16 protein-coding genes are annotated in these 17,467 nt (G+C 67.5%); 11 read left to right on the top strand and 5 right to left on the bottom strand.

Translation table 11 applies throughout. The features are described 5' to 3' along the window. Nucleotides 1–349: 349 nt before the first annotated feature. The 9 genes from ACFVTD_RS19885 to xerD are packed head-to-tail and all read left to right on the top strand — an operon-like array spanning nt 350 to nt 9,750. Nucleotides 350–1,381, top strand: coding sequence for a hypothetical protein (locus tag ACFVTD_RS19885; RefSeq protein WP_387566490.1), 1,032 nt, complete (start codon nt 350–352; stop codon nt 1,379–1,381). Between the two features lie 6 nt (nt 1,382–1,387). Then, on the top strand, nt 1,388–2,377 hold the full coding sequence (locus tag ACFVTD_RS19880) for an HAD-IIA family hydrolase (RefSeq protein ID WP_387566487.1): 990 nt from the start codon (nt 1,388–1,390) through the stop codon (nt 2,375–2,377). Nucleotides 2,378–2,386: 9 nt separating this feature from the next. Continuing rightward, nucleotides 2,387–2,638, top strand: a complete 252-nt coding sequence (locus ACFVTD_RS19875) for a hypothetical protein (protein ID WP_387566484.1) — start codon at nt 2,387–2,389, stop codon at nt 2,636–2,638. Beyond that, on the top strand, nt 2,638–3,453 hold the full coding sequence (locus ACFVTD_RS19870; protein WP_387566503.1) for a TlyA family RNA methyltransferase: 816 nt from the start codon (nt 2,638–2,640) through the stop codon (nt 3,451–3,453). The genes ACFVTD_RS19875 and ACFVTD_RS19870 overlap by 1 nt, the downstream gene beginning before the upstream one ends. 13 nt (nt 3,454–3,466) lie before the next feature. After that, a complete protein-coding gene (locus ACFVTD_RS19865; RefSeq protein ID WP_387566481.1) occupies nt 3,467–4,492 on the top strand; it encodes an NAD kinase in 1,026 nt (341 codons plus the stop codon). A 4-nt stretch (nt 4,493–4,496) separates the two neighbouring features. After that, nucleotides 4,497–6,236: a DNA repair protein RecN gene (gene recN, locus ACFVTD_RS19860; protein ID WP_387566478.1), complete on the top strand. Its 1,740-nt coding sequence runs from the start codon at nt 4,497–4,499 to the stop codon at nt 6,234–6,236. A 28-nt stretch (nt 6,237–6,264) separates the two neighbouring features. After that, nucleotides 6,265–8,040: a CTP synthase gene (locus tag ACFVTD_RS19855; RefSeq protein WP_387566475.1), complete on the top strand. Its 1,776-nt coding sequence runs from the start codon at nt 6,265–6,267 to the stop codon at nt 8,038–8,040. 25 nt (nt 8,041–8,065) lie between these two features. Next, nucleotides 8,066–8,725, top strand: coding sequence for an NUDIX hydrolase (locus tag ACFVTD_RS19850; RefSeq protein WP_141160917.1), 660 nt, complete (start codon nt 8,066–8,068; stop codon nt 8,723–8,725). After that, nucleotides 8,725–9,750, top strand: a complete 1,026-nt coding sequence (gene xerD / locus ACFVTD_RS19845; protein WP_387566472.1) for a site-specific tyrosine recombinase XerD — start codon at nt 8,725–8,727, stop codon at nt 9,748–9,750. The genes ACFVTD_RS19850 and xerD overlap by 1 nt, the downstream gene beginning before the upstream one ends. A gap of 13 nt (nt 9,751–9,763) precedes the next feature. Here xerD and ACFVTD_RS19840 read toward each other — a convergent pair whose 3' ends face one another. Next, nucleotides 9,764–10,465, bottom strand: a complete 702-nt coding sequence (locus tag ACFVTD_RS19840) for a hypothetical protein (RefSeq protein WP_387566469.1) — start codon at nt 10,463–10,465, stop codon at nt 9,764–9,766. 71 nt (nt 10,466–10,536) lie between these two features. Here ACFVTD_RS19840 and ACFVTD_RS19835 point away from each other — a divergent pair, with 71 nt between their 5' ends. Then, nucleotides 10,537–11,019: an 8-oxo-dGTP diphosphatase gene (locus ACFVTD_RS19835; RefSeq protein ID WP_387566466.1), complete on the top strand. Its 483-nt coding sequence runs from the start codon at nt 10,537–10,539 to the stop codon at nt 11,017–11,019. Between the two features lie 82 nt (nt 11,020–11,101). Here the strand turns inward: ACFVTD_RS19835 and ACFVTD_RS19830 are convergent, their stop codons facing one another. The 4 genes from ACFVTD_RS19830 to ACFVTD_RS19815 all read right to left on the bottom strand — a co-directional run bounded on the left by ACFVTD_RS19830 (nt 11,102) and on the right by ACFVTD_RS19815 (nt 15,388). After that, complete coding sequence (locus ACFVTD_RS19830; RefSeq protein ID WP_387566464.1) at nt 11,102–12,241, bottom strand: bifunctional 2-methylcitrate synthase/citrate synthase; 1,140 nt, start codon at nt 12,239–12,241, stop codon at nt 11,102–11,104. Nucleotides 12,242–12,316: 75 nt separating this feature from the next. Next, nucleotides 12,317–13,219, bottom strand: coding sequence for a methylisocitrate lyase (gene prpB / locus ACFVTD_RS19825; protein ID WP_387566461.1), 903 nt, complete (start codon nt 13,217–13,219; stop codon nt 12,317–12,319). Beyond that, a complete protein-coding gene (locus ACFVTD_RS19820; protein WP_387566458.1) occupies nt 13,219–14,739 on the bottom strand; it encodes an MmgE/PrpD family protein in 1,521 nt (506 codons plus the stop codon). The genes prpB and ACFVTD_RS19820 overlap by 1 nt, the downstream gene beginning before the upstream one ends. Continuing rightward, nucleotides 14,732–15,388 carry a GntR family transcriptional regulator gene (locus ACFVTD_RS19815; protein ID WP_387566455.1) on the bottom strand — a complete coding sequence of 219 codons (657 nt, stop codon included), beginning with the start codon at nt 15,386–15,388 and terminating at the stop codon, nt 14,732–14,734. The genes ACFVTD_RS19820 and ACFVTD_RS19815 overlap by 8 nt, the downstream gene beginning before the upstream one ends. Nucleotides 15,389–15,560: 172 nt before the next feature. On the opposite strand from ACFVTD_RS19815, the gene ACFVTD_RS19810 reads away from it, so the two are divergent. Further along, entirely contained in the window at nt 15,561–17,462 is a 1,902-nt protein-coding gene (locus ACFVTD_RS19810; protein ID WP_387566500.1) for a propionyl-CoA synthetase, read from the top strand. The last annotated feature ends 5 nt before the right edge of the window (nt 17,463–17,467 follow it).

The raw sequence follows: 17,467 nt of genomic DNA, 5'->3' as shown, positions 1-17,467 counted from the left end.
TCGTGATCGTAAGCCGTTTGGTGATCGTCCGCGCCGTGATGGTGAGGGTGACCGTCGCCAGTTCGGTGATCGTGATCGTAAGCCGTTTGGTGATCGTCCGCGCCGTGATGGTGAGGGTGACCGTCGCCAGTTCGGTGATCGTGATCGTAAGCCGTTTGGTGATCGTCCCCGTCGTGATGGTGAGGGAGACCGTCGCGGGTTTGGCGGCGGCGAAAACCGCAAGCCGTTTGGTGACCGGCAGGACCGCGCACCCCGCAGCTTCGACCGCGGTGACTCGCGCGGCGAATCAGGCCGTGGCTCCGGCCCCCGCAGTTTCGGCCGCGACCGCCAGGAGGACCGTCCTGTCCGCGTGCCCAACGCCGCTGACCTCCGCAGCGCCAACCGGCCGGACCGGGAGCGCTCTCCCGAAATCGACGAAGACGTCACGGGCAAGGAACTGGACCGCGCCACGCAGCACCAGATCAAGACCCTTGAAGCCAAAAGTTCAGAGTGGGTGGCCCGCCACCTGGTGATGGCCGGCCGGCTCATTGACGACGAACCGGAGCTGGCCTTCCAGCACGCACTCGCCGCCAGCCGTCGTGGAGGCAGGCTTGCCGCAGTCCGGGAAGCCGTGGGCCTGACCGCCTACGCTGCCGGCCACTATGGCGAGGCGCTGCGTGAGTTCCGTACCTTCCGCCGGATCAGCGGTTCCAACGTCCACCTGCCCGTCATGGCCGACTGTGAACGTGGCCTGGGCCGCCCGGACCGCGCCCTCGATGTGGCCCGCTCGGAGGAAGCCCAGGACCTGGATGCTCCCGGCAAGGTGGAACTGGCAATCGTCGCTGCCGGTGCGCGCACCGATCTTGGCCAGCTGGACGCGGCAGTGGCCGAGCTCGAAATCCCGCAGCTGGACATGAACCGCGCGTTCTCCTACAGCCCGCGCCTCTTCCGTGCCTACGCCGATGCACTTTCAGCTGTCGGCCGGCAGGAAGAAGCAGACAGGTGGAACCGGCAGGCCGTCGTGGCAGAAGATGCCCTGGGCCTGGGAGCAGACCAGGAACCCGAGATCATCGACCTTGGCTGGGACGAGGAAGAAGAGGCCCGGGAAGAGGCTGAACGCCGCAGGATGCTCGAACGCGCCTCTGACGCCGCGGCTCCCGCAGAAGGTTCCCCGGAGGCAACGGCGGGAAGCGCCCGCGCAGCCGAGGCAAAATCCGCGCTGGACACCAGCGTTGACGACCAGGACGCAGACTACTTCGTTTCCGACGACGCAGAATCGGACCAGGACTCGGTGGAACACGACGAGCTTGGCACCGTGCTGGCTGACGACGCCGAAGCGGACGATGCCCATGCGGAGGACAACGCAGGCCAAGGACATGACGAAGACAGCCGGGAAGACTGACCACAGATGAGCGATGTTTCCCTGGTTTCCCGCTTCGATGCACTCCTGGCCGACCTGGATGGCGTGGTCTACGCCGGACCCAACGCTATCCCCGGAGCTGTTGAATCGCTGAAGCAGCTCTCCGGTCTGGGCATCGGCCTGGGCTACGTGACCAACAACGCGTCACGGTCGCCGGCGGAAGTGGCTGCACATCTGCGCGAGCTTGGTGCTCCCGCGGAGGACAACCAGGTGGTCAGTTCCTCCCAGGCCGCGGCTGAGCTGCTTGCCTCGGTGCTGGCGCCGGGGTCCAGGATCCTGATCACGGGCAGCCCGGCCCTGGCCCGGGAAATCGAGCTCGTGGGCCTGGTGCCGGTGGCCGGACAGGATGAGGACCCGGTCGCCGTGGTCCAGGGATTCAGCCCCGCCATCGGATGGAAGGACCTGGCCGAAGCCACTTATGTGGTCAATGCCGGTGCCCTCTGGGTGGCCACCAACACGGATATGTCCATCCCGCAGGCACGCGGCATCGCCCCGGGAAACGGCACCCTGGTGGCCGCGGTCGCGGCAGCCACCGGCCAGCAGCCTCGGGTTGCCGGAAAGCCGGAGGCACCGCTGTTCCATTCGGCTGCCAAGCGCCTCGGGGCTGAACGCCCCCTGGTGGTGGGCGATCGGCTGGACACGGACATCCTGGGCGGCAACAACGCGGGCTTTGCCACGGTGGCGGTCCTGACCGGGGTCGACACGCGCGAAACCATCCTGGCAGCGAGGGCTGCCGAACGGCCCGAATACATCATTGGTAACCTCGCGGACCTGCACCGTCCGTATCCGGACGTAACGCACGACGACGGCACCTACGCCTGTGGGGAATCAACGGCGCGCGTGGCCAACGGAGCCGTGGGCATCATTGGCGGCCAAAGCAATCTGGACTCGTGGCGGGCGGCGTGTGCCGCCTGGTGGGCCGCGACGCCTGACGCCGCAGCCCCGCAGGCGCCCAAGCTGGTGTGGCTGGATCACTAGACTGGTTGCATGACCGAGCTGACTGAACCGGACGACCCGACAATCCAGCCGGCACCGGAATGGCCGCACGCCGACGGGCAGGACATCACGGATCCGCAGGTGGCGCAGGCCGTCGCCCGGCTCCTCGACCTGCCCGGGCTTCCGGCAGCGGACCACGAGGCCGCCTACAACCTGCTGCACGATGACCTGCTGGCCGCGCTCAACAACGATCCGGCAGAAATCGCATCCCCTGTCACTGGGCCGGACGGCGGGGCCGCGTGATGCCGGTACGCCTCGACCAGGCCTTGGTAGCCCGTGGACTCGCCAGGTCGCGAACGCATGCGGCCTCGCTGATCGCCGAAGGCAAAGTCAGTTCCGGCGGCCAGGTCCTTGGCAAGGCATCCCTGCAGGTTGACGACAGCCGGGACCTGGCCGTCGAGCACGATGAGCAGGACACCTACGCCAGCCGGGCCGGGCACAAGCTGGCCGGCGCGCTGGACGCCTTCCCCGGCATTTCGGCCCAAGGCAAACGATGCCTTGACGCCGGTGCCTCCACCGGCGGGTTCACGGACGTCCTGCTGAGGCGGGGTGCCGCGCACGTGGTGGCGGTCGACGTCGGGCACGGCCAGCTGGTGCCGCACCTCCGGGACGACCCGCGCGTGGAGGTCCATGAGGGCATGAACGTCCGGTACATGGCGCCGGCCGACATCGGCGGTCCCGCGGCGCTGACCGTCGCCGACCTCTCCTTCATCTCCCTCACCCTGGTGGTTCAGCCGCTGGCTGACTGCACCGGGCCCGGCGGCGACCTGGTCCTGATGGTCAAGCCACAGTTCGAGATCGGCAAGGACCGCCTGGGCCGGACCGGCGTTGTCACGTCGGAGCGTGAGCGGCGGATGGCCGTGGAGAAGGTGGCCAGGGCAGCGCTCGACGCCGGCCTGGACCTGTGCGGCCTGGCGGTCAGTCCGCTGCCCGGGCAGGACGGAAACGTCGAATACTTCCTGTGGATAAAACGCGGGATCACCCAAGACTTGCCTAAGATCGAAGAGCGGGAGGCGGCAGCAGCTGCCTTGCTCGGACAAATCTGGCCGAACCACTAGAGAGCGGAACCTGATGAGCAGGCGTGTACTGGTCCTTGCCCACACCGGCCGCGAGGAGTCACTGAAGGCCGCCTGGGAAGCGTGTGCCCTGCTGCATGCTTCGGGCATGGTCCCGGTGATGCAGGATTCCGAGCTGGGCGACATGGAACGGTTCTTCGGGCACCTGGCCCAGCCCGTGGAAGTGCTCCACGACCATGTCCAGCTGCCCGATGTCGAACTGGTCATGGTCCTCGGCGGCGATGGAACCATCCTGCGCGCCGCGGAGCTGGTGCGCGAGGTGGATGTGCCGCTGCTGGGCGTCAACCTCGGCCACGTGGGCTTCCTCGCGGAAAGTGAGCGGGCGGACCTTGCCCAGACTGTCGAATGGATTGCCAGCCGCGAGTACACCGTCGAAGAACGCATGACCATCGACGTCCAGGTCTGGGTACGCGGCCAGAAGATTTGGCACACCTGGGCTTTAAACGAGGCCGCCATCGAAAAAGCCAACCGGGAACGCATGCTGGAGGTCGTCACGGAAGTGGACGAGCGTCCGCTGACGTCCTTCGGTTCCGACGGCATCGTGCTGGCCACCCCCACGGGCTCCACGGCCTACGCGTTCTCCGCCGGCGGACCGGTGGTGTGGCCGGAGGTGGAGGCGCTGGTGATTGTGCCCATCAGTGCCCATGCGCTCTTTGCCAAGCCCCTCGTCGTGTCGCCCAGGTCCAGGCTCGCCGTCGAGGTGCTGGGCCGCACCGACGCCCAGGGGGTGCTGTGGTGCGACGGCCGGCGCTCCGTCGACCTGCCGCCCGGCGCGCGGGTGGAAGTGACCAAGTCGGCCACCCCGGTCCGGCTGGCCCGCACCCACCAGACGCCCTTCTCGGCACGGCTGGTCCGCAAGTTCGAGCTGCCCATCCACGGCTGGCGCGGCCCGGTCCCCAAGTCCGATGCCGTGCACACCGGCCCTATCCCCATCGTGCGGACGCCCCGGCCCATGCCGCCGCTGCCCGTCCCGAATGCGGAAAACCCCGGCAGTGATCCCGATCCGTTGACTGCGAAGTGAATCCATGCTTGAAGAACTGAGAATCCGCGACCTCGGCGTCATCACCGACGCAACGCTCCCGCTCGGCCCGGGCCTGAGCGTGGTGACCGGTGAAACCGGCGCGGGCAAGACCATGGTGGTCACCGCCGTCGGACTGTTGCTGGGCGCGCGCTCCGATGCAGGGGCAGTTCGGAGCGGCGCGAAAAGCGCCACCGCGGAAGCGGTGCTCAAGCTCGACGCCGGGCATCCGGCTATTGTCCGTGCCCTTGACGCCGGTGCTGACGCGGAGGAGTTCGACGGCGGCGCCGAGCTTATCCTGGCCCGGCGCCTGGGTGCCGACGGCCGCAGCCGTGCCTTCCTGGGTGGGCGGGCTGCCCCGGTGGGCGTCCTGGCCGAGATCGGCGAATCGTTGGTGGTGGTGCACGGCCAGTCGGACCAGATCCGGCTCAAAAGCGCCACAGCCCAGCGGGAGGCCCTGGACAAGTTCGCCGGGGACAGCCTGGCCGGACCGCTGTCCGCCTACCAGGAGCTGTACAGCCGGTGGAAGGCCAGCCAGGCGGAACTGGACAGCCTGCGGAGCGCAGCACGCGACAGGCTGCGCGAAGCAGAATCCCTCGAGGCAGCCCTCGCCGAAATAGACGAAGTGGATCCGCAGCCGGGGGAGGACGAGCTCCTGAAGGCTGAGGCCGTCAAGCTCGCCAACGTGGAGGAGCTCCGGATAGCGGCCAGCACGGCCCACCAGGCCCTCATCGCCGAGGACTTCGGCGAAACCGGTGACGCCACCACCCTGGTGGACTCCGCCAAACGCACCCTGGAACATGTGGCCGAGCACGACGCTGAACTCGGCTCGGCGGCCGCCCGGCTGGCGGAAGTGGGCTTCCTGCTCAACGACATCGCCACAGAACTGGCCAGCTACCAGGCCGGCCTGGACACCGAAGGGCCGGAACGGCTCGCTGAAATCGAAGACCGCCGGGCAGCACTGGCCAAGCTGGTCCGCAAATACGCCCCCACCATTGACGAAGTGCTGGAGTGGGCCGAAACTGCCCGCGTGCGGTACGACGAACTGCAGGACGATTCCTCCCGCATCGAAGCCCTGGACGCCGAGGTGGTCCGTGCCGAAGCGGAACTGACCAAGCAGTCCGCCGCCATCAGCAAGATCCGTGCCAAGGCGGCCAAGGACCTTTCTGCCCGCGTCAGCGCCGAGCTGAAGGCCCTGGCCATGGCGGATGCCACCCTGGTGATCAACCTTGAGTCCGCCGGGCAGCTGGGTCCGCACGGCGCGGACGACATCAGCTTCCTGCTGCAGCCGCACTCCGGCGCCCCGGCCCGGCCGCTGGGCAAGGGCGCATCCGGTGGTGAGTTGTCCCGTGTGATGCTTGCCATCGAAGTGGTGTTGGCCGCCGTCGATCCCGTGCCTACGTTCGTGTTCGACGAGGTGGACGCGGGCGTGGGCGGACGCGCCGCCGTCGAGATCGGCCGCCGCCTGGCCATGCTGGCGCGGCACGTGCAGGTTCTGGTGGTCACCCACCTTCCCCAGGTGGCAGCCTTTGCCGACCAGCACATCACCGTGACCAAAACGTCCGTCAGGGGAGCCGACAGCGGCACCGCCACCGGCTTCACCTCCAGTGACGTCCGGCTCCTTGACGGCCCGGAACGCGTGCGTGAACTTGCCCGCATGCTGGCCGGCCAGGAGGACTCCGAGTCCGCCCGGGCGCACGCCCAGGAACTGCTGGACGACGCCAAACTCCTGCCGCAGCGGGCCTGAGGGGAAGAACCACGGGAAGGCGCAATTGATGATAGGCTCGAATTCCGTGGTGCAGCGATCAAATTCCCGTGTAAATTCCCGGTTCCCGGGCTCCTCCAAGATGACTAAGCACATCTTCGTCACCGGTGGTGTGGCGTCCTCCCTCGGCAAGGGACTGACGGCCTCCAGCCTCGGTCACCTGCTCCGGGCCCGCGGCCTTTCCGTCACAATGCAGAAGCTCGATCCCTACCTGAACGTGGATCCGGGCACGATGAACCCCTTCCAGCACGGTGAGGTCTTCGTCACTGACGATGGCGCCGAGACGGACCTGGACATCGGGCACTACGAGCGTTTCCTTGACGAAAACCTCGAAGGTTCGGCCAACGTGACCACCGGGCAGGTGTACTCCACGGTGATCGCCAAGGAGCGGCGCGGCGAATACCTGGGCGACACCGTCCAGGTCATCCCGCACATCACCGACGAAATCAAGCGCCGCATGCGGCTGCCCGCCGAAGGCAAGAACGCGCCGGACGTCATCATCACCGAAATCGGCGGCACCGTTGGCGACATCGAGTCCCAGCCATTCCTCGAATCGGCCCGCCAGGTCCGCCAGGACGTTGGCCGCGGCAACGTCTTCTTCGTCCACGTTTCGCTGGTCCCGTACATCGGACCGTCGCAGGAACTTAAGACCAAGCCCACGCAGCACTCGGTGGCAGCCCTGCGCTCCATCGGCATCCAGCCCGAGGCCATCGTGATCCGCTCCGACCGCGAGATCCCCGAGGCCATGCGCGCCAAGATCGGCCGCATGTGCGACGTCGACCTCGAAGCAGTCATCGGCTGCCCGGACGCCCCGAGCATCTACGACATCCCCAAGACGCTGCACACCCAGGGACTGGACTCCTACATCGTCCGTGCCCTGGACCTGCCGTTCAAGGACGTGGACTGGACCAGCTGGGACCGCCTCCTGGAGGCCGTGCACAACCCCAAGCACCAGGTCGAAATCGCGCTGGTGGGCAAGTACATCGATCTTCCGGACGCCTACCTTTCGGTGACGGAGGCCCTCCGTGCCGGCGGCTTTGCCAACGAGGCGAAGGTCAAGATCCGGTGGGTCCCCTCCGACGAGTGCGAAACCCGGGAAGGTGCCATCAAGGCGCTCGACGGCGTGGACGCCATCTGCGTGCCGGGCGGCTTCGGTATCCGCGGCCTGGAAGGCAAGCTCGGGGCCCTGAAGTTCGCCCGCGAGACCAAGCTGCCTGTGCTGGGCCTGTGCCTTGGCCTGCAGTGCATGGTCATCGAGTACGCCCGCAACGTGGTGGGCCTGGAAGGCGCCTCCTCCAGCGAGTTCGAGCCGGATTCGAAGTACCCGGTCATCGCCACCATGGAAGAGCAGCTGGAGTTCGTCGAAGGCCGCGGCGACCTGGGCGGCACCATGCGCCTGGGGCTCTACGAAGCCAAGCTGGACGAGGGCTCGGTCATTGCCGGCACCTACGGCAAGACCACGGTCAGCGAACGCCACCGGCACCGCTACGAGGTCAACAACAAGTACCGCGAGCAGATCGCCGAGAAGGGGCTGGTCTTCTCCGGCACGTCCCCGGACGGCAAGCTCGTCGAATTCGTTGAGCTGCCTGCCGACGTCCACCCGTACTACGTTGCAACGCAGGCGCACCCCGAGCTGAGCTCGCGGCCCACCCGCCCGCACCCGCTGTTCGCCGGCCTGATCAAGGCGGCCCTGGACCACCAGGGCGCAGGCCAGCAGGCCGCTGCCGACACGGCTGCCCCGGCGGTGGAGGAGCCTGCAGCGTCGGGTAGCGTTACCGCTAAGTAGTCAATAGAACAAAAAGGACGGCGCGATGCCTGGTACACCTGAAGCCACCCCTGCCAAACAGGTTTCGGACGCACCAAGCCCGCGCCGTCTTTTGTCCACGGAGAAGGTCTACCAAGGCAGGATCTGGGACGTCGTCAGTGACACCTTCCAGCTCTCCGAGTCCGGGGATGCCCTCACCCGCGACTACATCGACCACCCGGGCGCTGTCGCCGTCCTGCCCATGAACGACGAAGGCCAGGTCCTGCTGCTCAAGCAGTACCGGCACCCCGTTGGCATGGACCTCTGGGAAGTCCCCGCGGGCCTGCTGGACGTCGAAGGCGAGGACTTCGTGGTGGGGGCGGCCCGGGAACTCGCCGAAGAAGCGGACCTGGCGGCAGGAACCTGGAACGTCCTGGCCGATGTCTTCAATTCCCCCGGCTCGTCCAGTGAGGCCATCCGCATCTACCTGGCCCGCGACCTCACCGAGGTGCCGCACCACGAACGCCACGAGCGGACGGACGAGGAAGCGGAGATCGAATTCCACTGGATCAGCCTGGACGATGCCGTGGCCTCGGTCCTGGCCGGCCGCCTGCACAACCCCTCCGCCGTCGTCGGGATCCTTGCCGCCGCGGCCGCCCGCTCGTCCAGCTATGAGGGACTCCGCCCCGCCGACGCCCCCTGGCCGGCCCACCCCAGCCAGCGCTGATGGTGCCTGGTCCATCGGCTGAAGCGGTCCCGGAGGCCGAACCGGTCCCGGACGCCGCTTCAGCGGACAAAGCAGCAGCCGGGGCCGTCCCCGCCGCGATCGACCGTGGAATCACCGACTACCTGCAGCACCTCGGCGTCGAACGCGGGCTGGCCGCGAACACCCTCGCAGCCTACCGGCGGGACCTGGCCAGGTACGCCCGCTACCTCGCGGCCGCCGGCTGCACACGTCCCGGTGACATCACCCGGCACCACGTGACAGGGTACGTCCGTGCCCTTTCGGACGGGTCCGACGGCGGCTCGGCCCTGGGTGTGCGTTCCGCCGCCCGGACCGTGGTTGCCGTCCGCGGGCTGCACAAGTTCTGGGCCCTGGAGGGGCACACCACGGCGGATCCGGCCAGCGAGGTACACCCGCCCGTGGCTGGCAAAAGGCTCCCCAAAGCCATCAGCGTCGACGAGGTGACCCGCATCCTCGAGGCGGCGGGAACTGACACCGCCACCGGGCTGAGGGACCGCGCCCTGCTCGAATTCCTGTACTCCACCGGGGCCAGGATCAGCGAAGCGGTGGGACTGGACGTCGACGATATTTCCCTCGCCGAACCGGGAGCCGGGCCCGCGATCGTCCGGCTGTTCGGCAAGGGGTCGAAGGAACGCCTGGTGCCGCTGGGCTCCTATGGGGCCCGGGCGCTGGATGCCTACCTGGTCCGCGGGCGCCCGTTGCTGGCCGCCAAGGGCAAAGGCACGCCCGCGCTGTTCCTCAATGCCCGCGGCGGACGGATCAGCCGCCAGAGTGCCTGGACCATCCTGAAGGCAGCGGCGGAGAAGGCCAACATCACCCGCGACGTGTCACCGCATACCCTGCGCCACTCCTTCGCCACCCACCTGCTGGAAGGCGGCGCAGACGTCCGCGTGGTGCAGGAACTGCTGGGCCACGCATCCGTGACCACCACCCAGGTCTACACCCTGGTCACCGCCGACACACTGCGCGAAATCTATGCCGCGGCCCACCCCCGGGCGCTGGGCTAGCACCTGAAGGCAACTACTCCATCAGGTTGAGCGTCAGCTCCAGCCCGCTGAGGAACAGGGCCAGGATGGTGGTGCCCAGCCCCGCCACCACGAGCAGGCCAGGGTGGGCGAGGCCGATGACCACCCGCCGGAGCTCCGGTGAACGCCGCAGGAATTTTGCCGGGACGCGCGAATTCCCGGGCGCCTGGTGCCAGCCGCGGAGCCGGGCAAGGAACCAGGCGCAGCGGACGATCAGGGCCATCCACAGCACGGACACAACCAACGGAACGGCGGCCACGAGGAGATTCAGGCCCAGCGAGGTGACCGCCCGCTCCGAGTCACCGGCAAGCGCCTGCACCGTGGTCGAAATCGAGGCGCTGGCCACCACCGAGATGCCCCAGACCAGGAAGGCGGCAGTCAGCGCCAGGAACCGGACGAAAAAATGCGATAGCACGGACTCCCGCGCCGGCCGCAGGTATAGGCGCGGCGTGGCATTGAGTACTGCCACCGTGCACACCAGGGTGGGCAGCGCAGCCATCCCCACGCACGCGTACCAGGCCCAGCCCGCCAGGTCCAGGAATTCGTCGGCGAGGATCAGCACTGCCCAGGCCCCGGTCCATAGCCACCCGGCGTACAGCGGACTCCGCACCAGCCAGGCGGGCAGGCGAAAGGCGCGGCGGCCCGGGGTGCGGACACCTGGAGTGGGCGTGGACCGTTCCCCGCCTGCCGTGCTCATGGGCTCACTGTAGCAACGGCTGCGGGCACCGGGCCGCTCTCCGGCGTCCGGCGTGAGGTTAAGCTGGAGCCATGACCGCAGCCGCCGTGACCCTCTGCTTCCTTCTCCGCGATGGGGAGAACGGTTCCGAGGTCCTCCTGGGCCTCAAACAGACAGGATTCGGCAAAGGCAAAATCGTAGGTATCGGCGGCCATGTGGAACCGGGGGAGTCGCACGCGCAGGCCGTGGTGCGGGAAGTCCTCGAAGAAACCGGGGTGGTCCTGCGGCAGGAGGACCTCCGTGACGCCGGCAGCGTGCACTTCGTCTTCCCGGCCCGGCCGGAATGGGACATGAGAACCAGCCTGTTCACGGCCCGCACCTGGGAGGGAGAGCCGGAACCCAGCGAAGAGATCCTGCCCGGCTGGTTCCGCGTGGACACCCTCCCCGTGGACCGGATGTGGCAGGACGCGGACCACTGGCTTCCGGTGGTCCTGGAAGGCCGGCGGGTCAACGTGGTGGTCACCATGGCCACGGACAACGAGTCGGTTGCCTCCTCCCGCAGCCTCCTGGGCTAGGCGGGGCCCACCCGGACGTAAACGCCGACGGCGGGATAAGCACCAAAGTGCCTGTCCCGCCGTCGGACATTCCCGCCAAACGCTAGGCCAGGTGCCGCTCCTCCACACCGTTGTATTCGCTCAACGGCCGGATCAGCGAGTTCGAGTCCAGCTGTTCCATGATGTGCGCGGTCCAGCCAGTGATGCGGCTGGCCACGAACAGGGGAGTGAACGTGGGGGTGTCGAAGCCCATCAGGTGGTAGGTGGGCCCGGCCGGGTAGTCCAGGTTCGGCTTGATGGCCTTTGCCTCGTCCATCGCCGTTTCCAGGCCGTTGTACAGCCCCAGCAGCTCAGGGCGGCCGTAGTGGGCGATCATCTTGTCCAGGGCGGCCTTCATGGTGGGAACCCGGGAATCGCCGTGTTTGTAGACGCGGTGGCCGAAGCCCATGACCTTCTTCTTCTGGGCCAGGGCATCCTCCATCCAGGCCTTCGCCCGTGCCGCCGCTTCCTCGAGGGACTCTTCCTGCCGGATGCCGATCTCGTCGAACGTGTGCATCACGGCTTCGTTCGCTCCGCCATGCAGCGGACCCTTGAGGGCGCCAATGGCTCCGGTTACCGCGGAGTGCAGGTCAGAGAGCGTGGACGTAATCACCCGGGCGGTGAACGTGGAAGCGTTGAACGAGTGCTCCGCGTACAGGATCATCGAGACGTTGAAGGCCTCCACCACTTCCGGGACCTGTTCCTCGCCGAAGGCCATCCACAGGAAGTTCGCCGAGTAGCCCAGGTCATCCCGGGGCTCCACGAGGTCCTGGCCGTGGCGGCGGCGCTGGTCGTAGGCCACCACCGCGGGCATGGCGGCGAACAGGTCAACGGCCTTGGCCATGTTGGCCTCGCGTGAGGAGTCCTCTGCCTGCGGGTGCCGGGCCCCCATCACGGAGGCCGCGGTCCGGCAGACATCCATCGGGTGCGAGGTTACCGGCAACGCGTCGATGACCTGCTTGACCACCGGGTCAAGGGCACGGCCCGCGCGCTCCCTCGCGGTGAACTCCGCCAACTGCTCCGTGGTGGGCAACTCGCCGTTCCACAGCAGGTAGGCCACTTCCTCGAAGCTGCACCGGGCGGCCAGCTCCTGGACCGGGTAGCCGCGGTAGAGCAGAGAGTTGGTGTCAGGGTTGACCTTCGAGACGGCGGTGTAGTCCACCACGACCCCGGCAAGGCCCTTTTTGATCTCATTTTCAGCCATTGCTGAAACTCCTTTGTTCCTAAAGCCTGGTGTCCGGCAAATGCCGGCGTTCCGGTGTGGTGCCAGGGCGGGATGTCAGGTTCCGGGGATCCGGAAATTGAAGACCCCGGTGTCAAAGTGGTTGTAGGCCTCGTAGTCAACGAGGTCGTAGAGCCGGGCACGGGTCAGCATGCTTGGAACCTGTGCCTCCTGGGTGCCGTCGGATTTGATCGATTCCAGAGTACGCTCAGCAGCGCCCATGGCACTACGGAGCAGGGTGACCGGATAAATGACCATGTTCACGCCCACACCGGCCAGTTCGTCCACGGTAAACAGTGCGCTCTTGCCGAACTCGGTCATGTTGGCCAGGATCGGCACGTCCACGGCGTCCCGGATGGCCTTGAACTCGCTGAGGTCCTTCATGGCCTCGGGGAAGATCGCGTCTGCGCCGGCTTCGACCAGGGCTTTGGCCCGCTGCTGCGCCGCCTCCAGGCCGTCGGTGGCCCGGATATCGGTGCGGGCCATGATGAGGAAGTTCGGATCGCGGCGCGCGTCCGCTGCGGCCCGGATCCGCTTGGTGGCAGTATCCAAATCCACCACGTTCTTGCCGTCCAGGTGGCCGCAGCGCTTCGGGTTGAACTGGTCCTCGATGTGGCAGCCGGCCAGGCCGGCGTTCTCGAGTTCCTGCACGGTGCGGGCCACGTTCATCGGCTCACCGAAGCCGGTATCGGCGTCGACGATCGAGGGCAGGTCGGTCATGCGGGCGATCTGGCCTGCCCGGGTGGCCACCTCGGTCAGCGTGGTCAGCCCGATGTCCGGAAGACCCAGGTCGTTGGCCAGGACGGCGCCGGAGATGTAGACCCCGGCAAAGCCCTTCTCCTCGATGAGCCGGGCTGAGAGCGGGTTGAATGCGCCCGGGAACTGCGTGATGGTGCCGGAGGACAGCAGTTCCCGGAACCGGATCCGCTTCTGTTCCGGGGTGGTCTTCGAATACAGCATCAGAAGAGTCCCTTCGGTGCCGCCGCCAGGTCGATGACCCCGGGCGCTGCCGTGATGTTCAGCTGGTCCAGCTCGCCGGCGGCCAATTCGGGGAGGCGTTCGACGGCGGCGAGGAACCTTTCGATTTCCGCCTCCTCCACCAGTCCTGCCGCGAGGGTCCGGAACTTGTTGACGTACTGCTCGCGGGCGAACGGCCGGGCGCCCAGCGGGTGCGCGTCGGCGACGGCGATCTGGTCGGTGATGACGGTGCCGTCCTTCAGCGTGATCTCCACGGAGCCGCCGAAGGCCTTCTCCGCGATGTCCAGGGAGTGGTACCGGCGGGTCCACTCCGCGTCCTCCACGGTGGCCACCTTGTGCCACAGCTCCACGGTGTCGGGCCGTGCGGCGCGTGCCGGCGCGTAGGAGTCCACGTGGTGCCAGGCGCCGTCCTGCAGGGCGACGGTGAAGATGTAGGGGATGGAGTGGTCCAGGGTTTCCCGGCTGGCGGTGGGGCTGTACTTCTGCGGGTCGTTGGCGCCGGAGCCGATCACGTAGTGGGTGTGGTGGCTGGTCTTGATCAGCACCGATTCGACGTTGGCCGGGTCGGTCACCTCGGGGTGTTCCCGGTGAAGCTTGCGGGCCAGGTCGATCCACGCCTGCGCCTGGTACTCGGCCGAATGTTCCTTGGTGTACGTGTCCATGATGGCCCGCTTGGCTTCGCCCGGGGTGGGGAGGGGAACCATGTACGACGCGTCGGGACCGTCGAGGAGCCAGGCGATGACGCCGTCTTCGCCTTCGTAGATCGGCACCGGTGACGTTTGGCCGCGCATGGCTCGGTCGGCGGATTCGATGGCCATCTTGCCGGCGAATGCCGGGGCGTGGGCCTTCCAGGTGGAGATCTCGCCCTTGCGGGACTGCCGGGTGGCGGTGGTGGTGTGCAGCGCCTGGCCCACCGACTGGAAGATGGTCTCGACGTCGAGGCCCAGCAGGGTGCCGATGCCGGCGGCAGCAGAGGGGCCGAGGTGGGCGACGTGGTCGATCTTGTGCTTGTGCAGGCAGATGGCCTTGACCAGGTTGACCTGGATTTCGTAGCCGGTGGCGATGCCGCGGATGAGGTCGTGCCCGCTGGACCCAACATGCTGGGCCACGGCGAGGATCGGGGGAATGTTGTCGCCGGGGTGGGAGTAGTCGGCGGCGAGGAAGGTGTCGTGGTAGTCGAGTTCGCGGACGGCCACCCCGTTGGCCCAGGCAGCCCATTCCGGTGCCACCCGTTCCTCGATGCCGAAGACCTTGGAGCCCTTGCCGCCGGTGCTGGGTCCGTGGGTGAGCGCCTGCGCACGGGCCGCGACGATCGGGGCGCGGTTCAGGGAAGCAATGGCCACCGAGGCGTTGTCGATGATGCGGTTGATCACCATGTCTGTCACTTCGTCCGTGACGGCGACGGGATCTGCCGCCACCTGGGCGATCTTGTAGGCAAGCTGGTCCTCGCGGGGGAGGTTTTCTTCGCTCTTGTAGACGCGGACGTGGTGTTCCTTAACCATGGTGCTCCTTCGGGTGGGATGCGTGGGTCGCTTTGACGTGGGAGAGGCTGCGGTGCAGGTGGACGATGGTGGCCGCCTCGGCGAGTGCCGGGTTGCCGGCGGCGATGGCCTCCGCGATGGCGGCGTGCTCGGCTGCCGCGGCAGTCAGGCGGTTGGCGTCGTCGGCGGCCAGGCGGCGGATCCGGACCAGGTGCACGCGCAGGCTGCGCATGGCCTGGGCCAGGTAGGAGTTGGAGATGGCGGCATCGATGGCTGTGTCCAGCCTGCCCACCAGTTCGTAGTAGTCATGCAGGGCAGGGTCCCCGCCGTTGATCAGCGCGGGAGCATTGATCAGTTCGCACTGCAGGCGCTCGAAGGTGGCGGTGTCCCCGCGCCGGGCGGCCAGTGCCGCGGCCTTGCCCTCCAGGGTCTGGCGGAGTTCGAACAGTTCGTCGATGTCCTCCAGGGAGATGTCGGTGACGACGACGCCGCGGCCGCCCGCCGTCGTGAGCCCTTCCGCCGTGAGGCGCCCCAGCGCCTCCCTCAGCGGAGTGCGCGAGACGCCAAGGCGTTCGGACTGTTCCACCTCGGCCAGGACGGTGCCGGGCGCAAGGCGCCACTCGATGATGTCGTCCCGCAGGGCCGCATAGGCCTTGTCGCTGGCTCGCATGGTGTCCTCCTTCCTTGGTGACATGATCAGTGTATACACGGTAGCTGAATTGAAGCCAGCATTTCCGAAAAAGCCAGGAAAGCAGCCGATGTCTGTATACAAAGGGCTTGTTCTCGGCCCTGCCGGCGTCTACCATGGGCTGCATCACAACGTCGTGGACGGGATACCCCTCATGGTCACCAACAGCTACCGGGACAGCTACCGGCGCAGTGTCGAACAGCCCGAGGAATTTTGGCTGGAGGCAGCGCAAAAGATCTCCTGGACGTCTCCGCCGGGCCGGGCCCTGGACTCCAGCCGGGCGCCGCTGTACAGCTGGTTCCCCGATGGAGCACTGAATACCTGTTATAACGCCCTGGACCGGCACGTGGAAGAAGGCCGCGGAGGGCAGGATGCCCTGATCCATGACTCGGCCATGCTGGGAACGCAGCAGCGCTACACGTATGCGGAGCTTACGGACCTCGTGGCACGCTTCGCCGGCGTGCTGCGGAGCCACGGCGTCGGCAAGGGGGACCGCGTGGTGATCTACATGCCCATGATCCCGGAAGCCGCCGTTGCCATGCTGGCCACCGCCCGGCTGGGTGCGGTGCACTCAGTGGTTTTTGGCGGCTTCGCACCCAAGGAGCTTGCCGCGCGCATCCGTGATGCCGCCCCCGCTGCGGTTGTCACCGCGTCCGGCGGCATCGAACCGGCTCGGCGCATCGAGTACCTCCCGGCGGTCGCCGAAGCCCTTGGGCTGGCCGGCGCCCCGGAGATCCCCGTGCTGGTCAAGGCACGCGACGGCTTCGCATCGGCGGCGTCGGACCACGCAGGCTGGCTGGATTGGGACACGGCCATGGACTCGGCCCAGCCCGTGGCCCCCGTCGCCGTGAAGGCAACGGACCCGCTCTACATCCTTTACACCTCCGGGACCACCGGCGCCCCCAAGGGGGTGGTCCGCGACAATGGCGGCCACGCCGTCGCCCTGCGCTGGACCATGGAAAATATCTACGGCATCGGCCCCGGCGACGTGATGTGGACTGCGTCGGACGTCGGCTGGGTGGTGGGGCACTCCTACATCGTCTACGGGCCGCTGCTGGCAGGGGCCACCACCGTGATGTACGAAGGAAAGCCGGTCGGCACGCCCGACGCCGGGGCGTTCTGGCGCGTGGTGCAGGACCACCGTGTCAACGTGCTGTTCACCGCCCCCACCGCATTGCGGGCCATCCGCAAGGCCGATCCCGAAGCAACGCTGCTGCGAAACTACGATGTCTCCAGCCTGCGGACGCTCTTCGCCGCCGGTGAGCGGCTGGACACGGACACATTCCACTGGGCCTCCCGGATATTGGGTGTGCCGGTGGTGGACCATTGGTGGCAGACCGAGACCGGCTGGGCCATCTGCGCCAATCCGCGGGGACTGGAGCCGCTGCCTATCAAGGCAGGTTCCCCAACCGTTCCAATGCCAGGGTTCCGGCTGCAGATCCTCGACGGCGGGGGCGGGGAAGTGGAACCGGGGACCGAGGGCAACATCGTGCTGGGGCTGCCCTTGCCGCCGGGCACCCTTGCCACCCTGTGGGGAAACGACGAACGGTTCATCTCGTCCTACCTCCAGGCTTTCGACGGCTTCTACGCCACCGGCGATTCCGGCTACCGGGACGAGGACGGCTACCTGTTCGTCATGGGCCGCACCGACGACATCATCAACGTTGCCGGCCACCGGCTGTCCACCGGCGCCATGGAACAGGTGATCGGCCAGCACCCCGCGGTTGCCGAGTGCGCCGTGATCGGGCTCGCCGACCCCCTCAAGGGCCAGCGCCCCAGCGGCTACGTGGTGCTCAAATCCGGGGTCGACATTCCTGAAGACGTCCTGGCCAAGGACCTGGTGGCACTGGTCCGGCGGGACATCGGTGCCGTGGCGGACTTCAAGCATGTGACGGTGGTGGATGCCCTGCCCAAGACCCGGTCCGGCAAGATCCTGCGCAAGACCATGCGCCAGATCGCCGACGGCGACGAGTACACGGTGCCCTCCACCATCGACGATCCCGGCGTTATCGACCAGCTGATCGGCGCCCTCCGGGGCGGGACGGACGCCCGCTGACGGCA

This window comes from Pseudarthrobacter sp. NPDC058119, from assembly GCF_042884655.1.
Classification (GTDB): Bacteria; Actinomycetota; Actinomycetes; order Actinomycetales; family Micrococcaceae; genus Arthrobacter.
The sequence above is the reverse complement of the archived record's forward strand: the minus strand, read 5'-3'. Positions and strand labels throughout refer to the sequence as shown.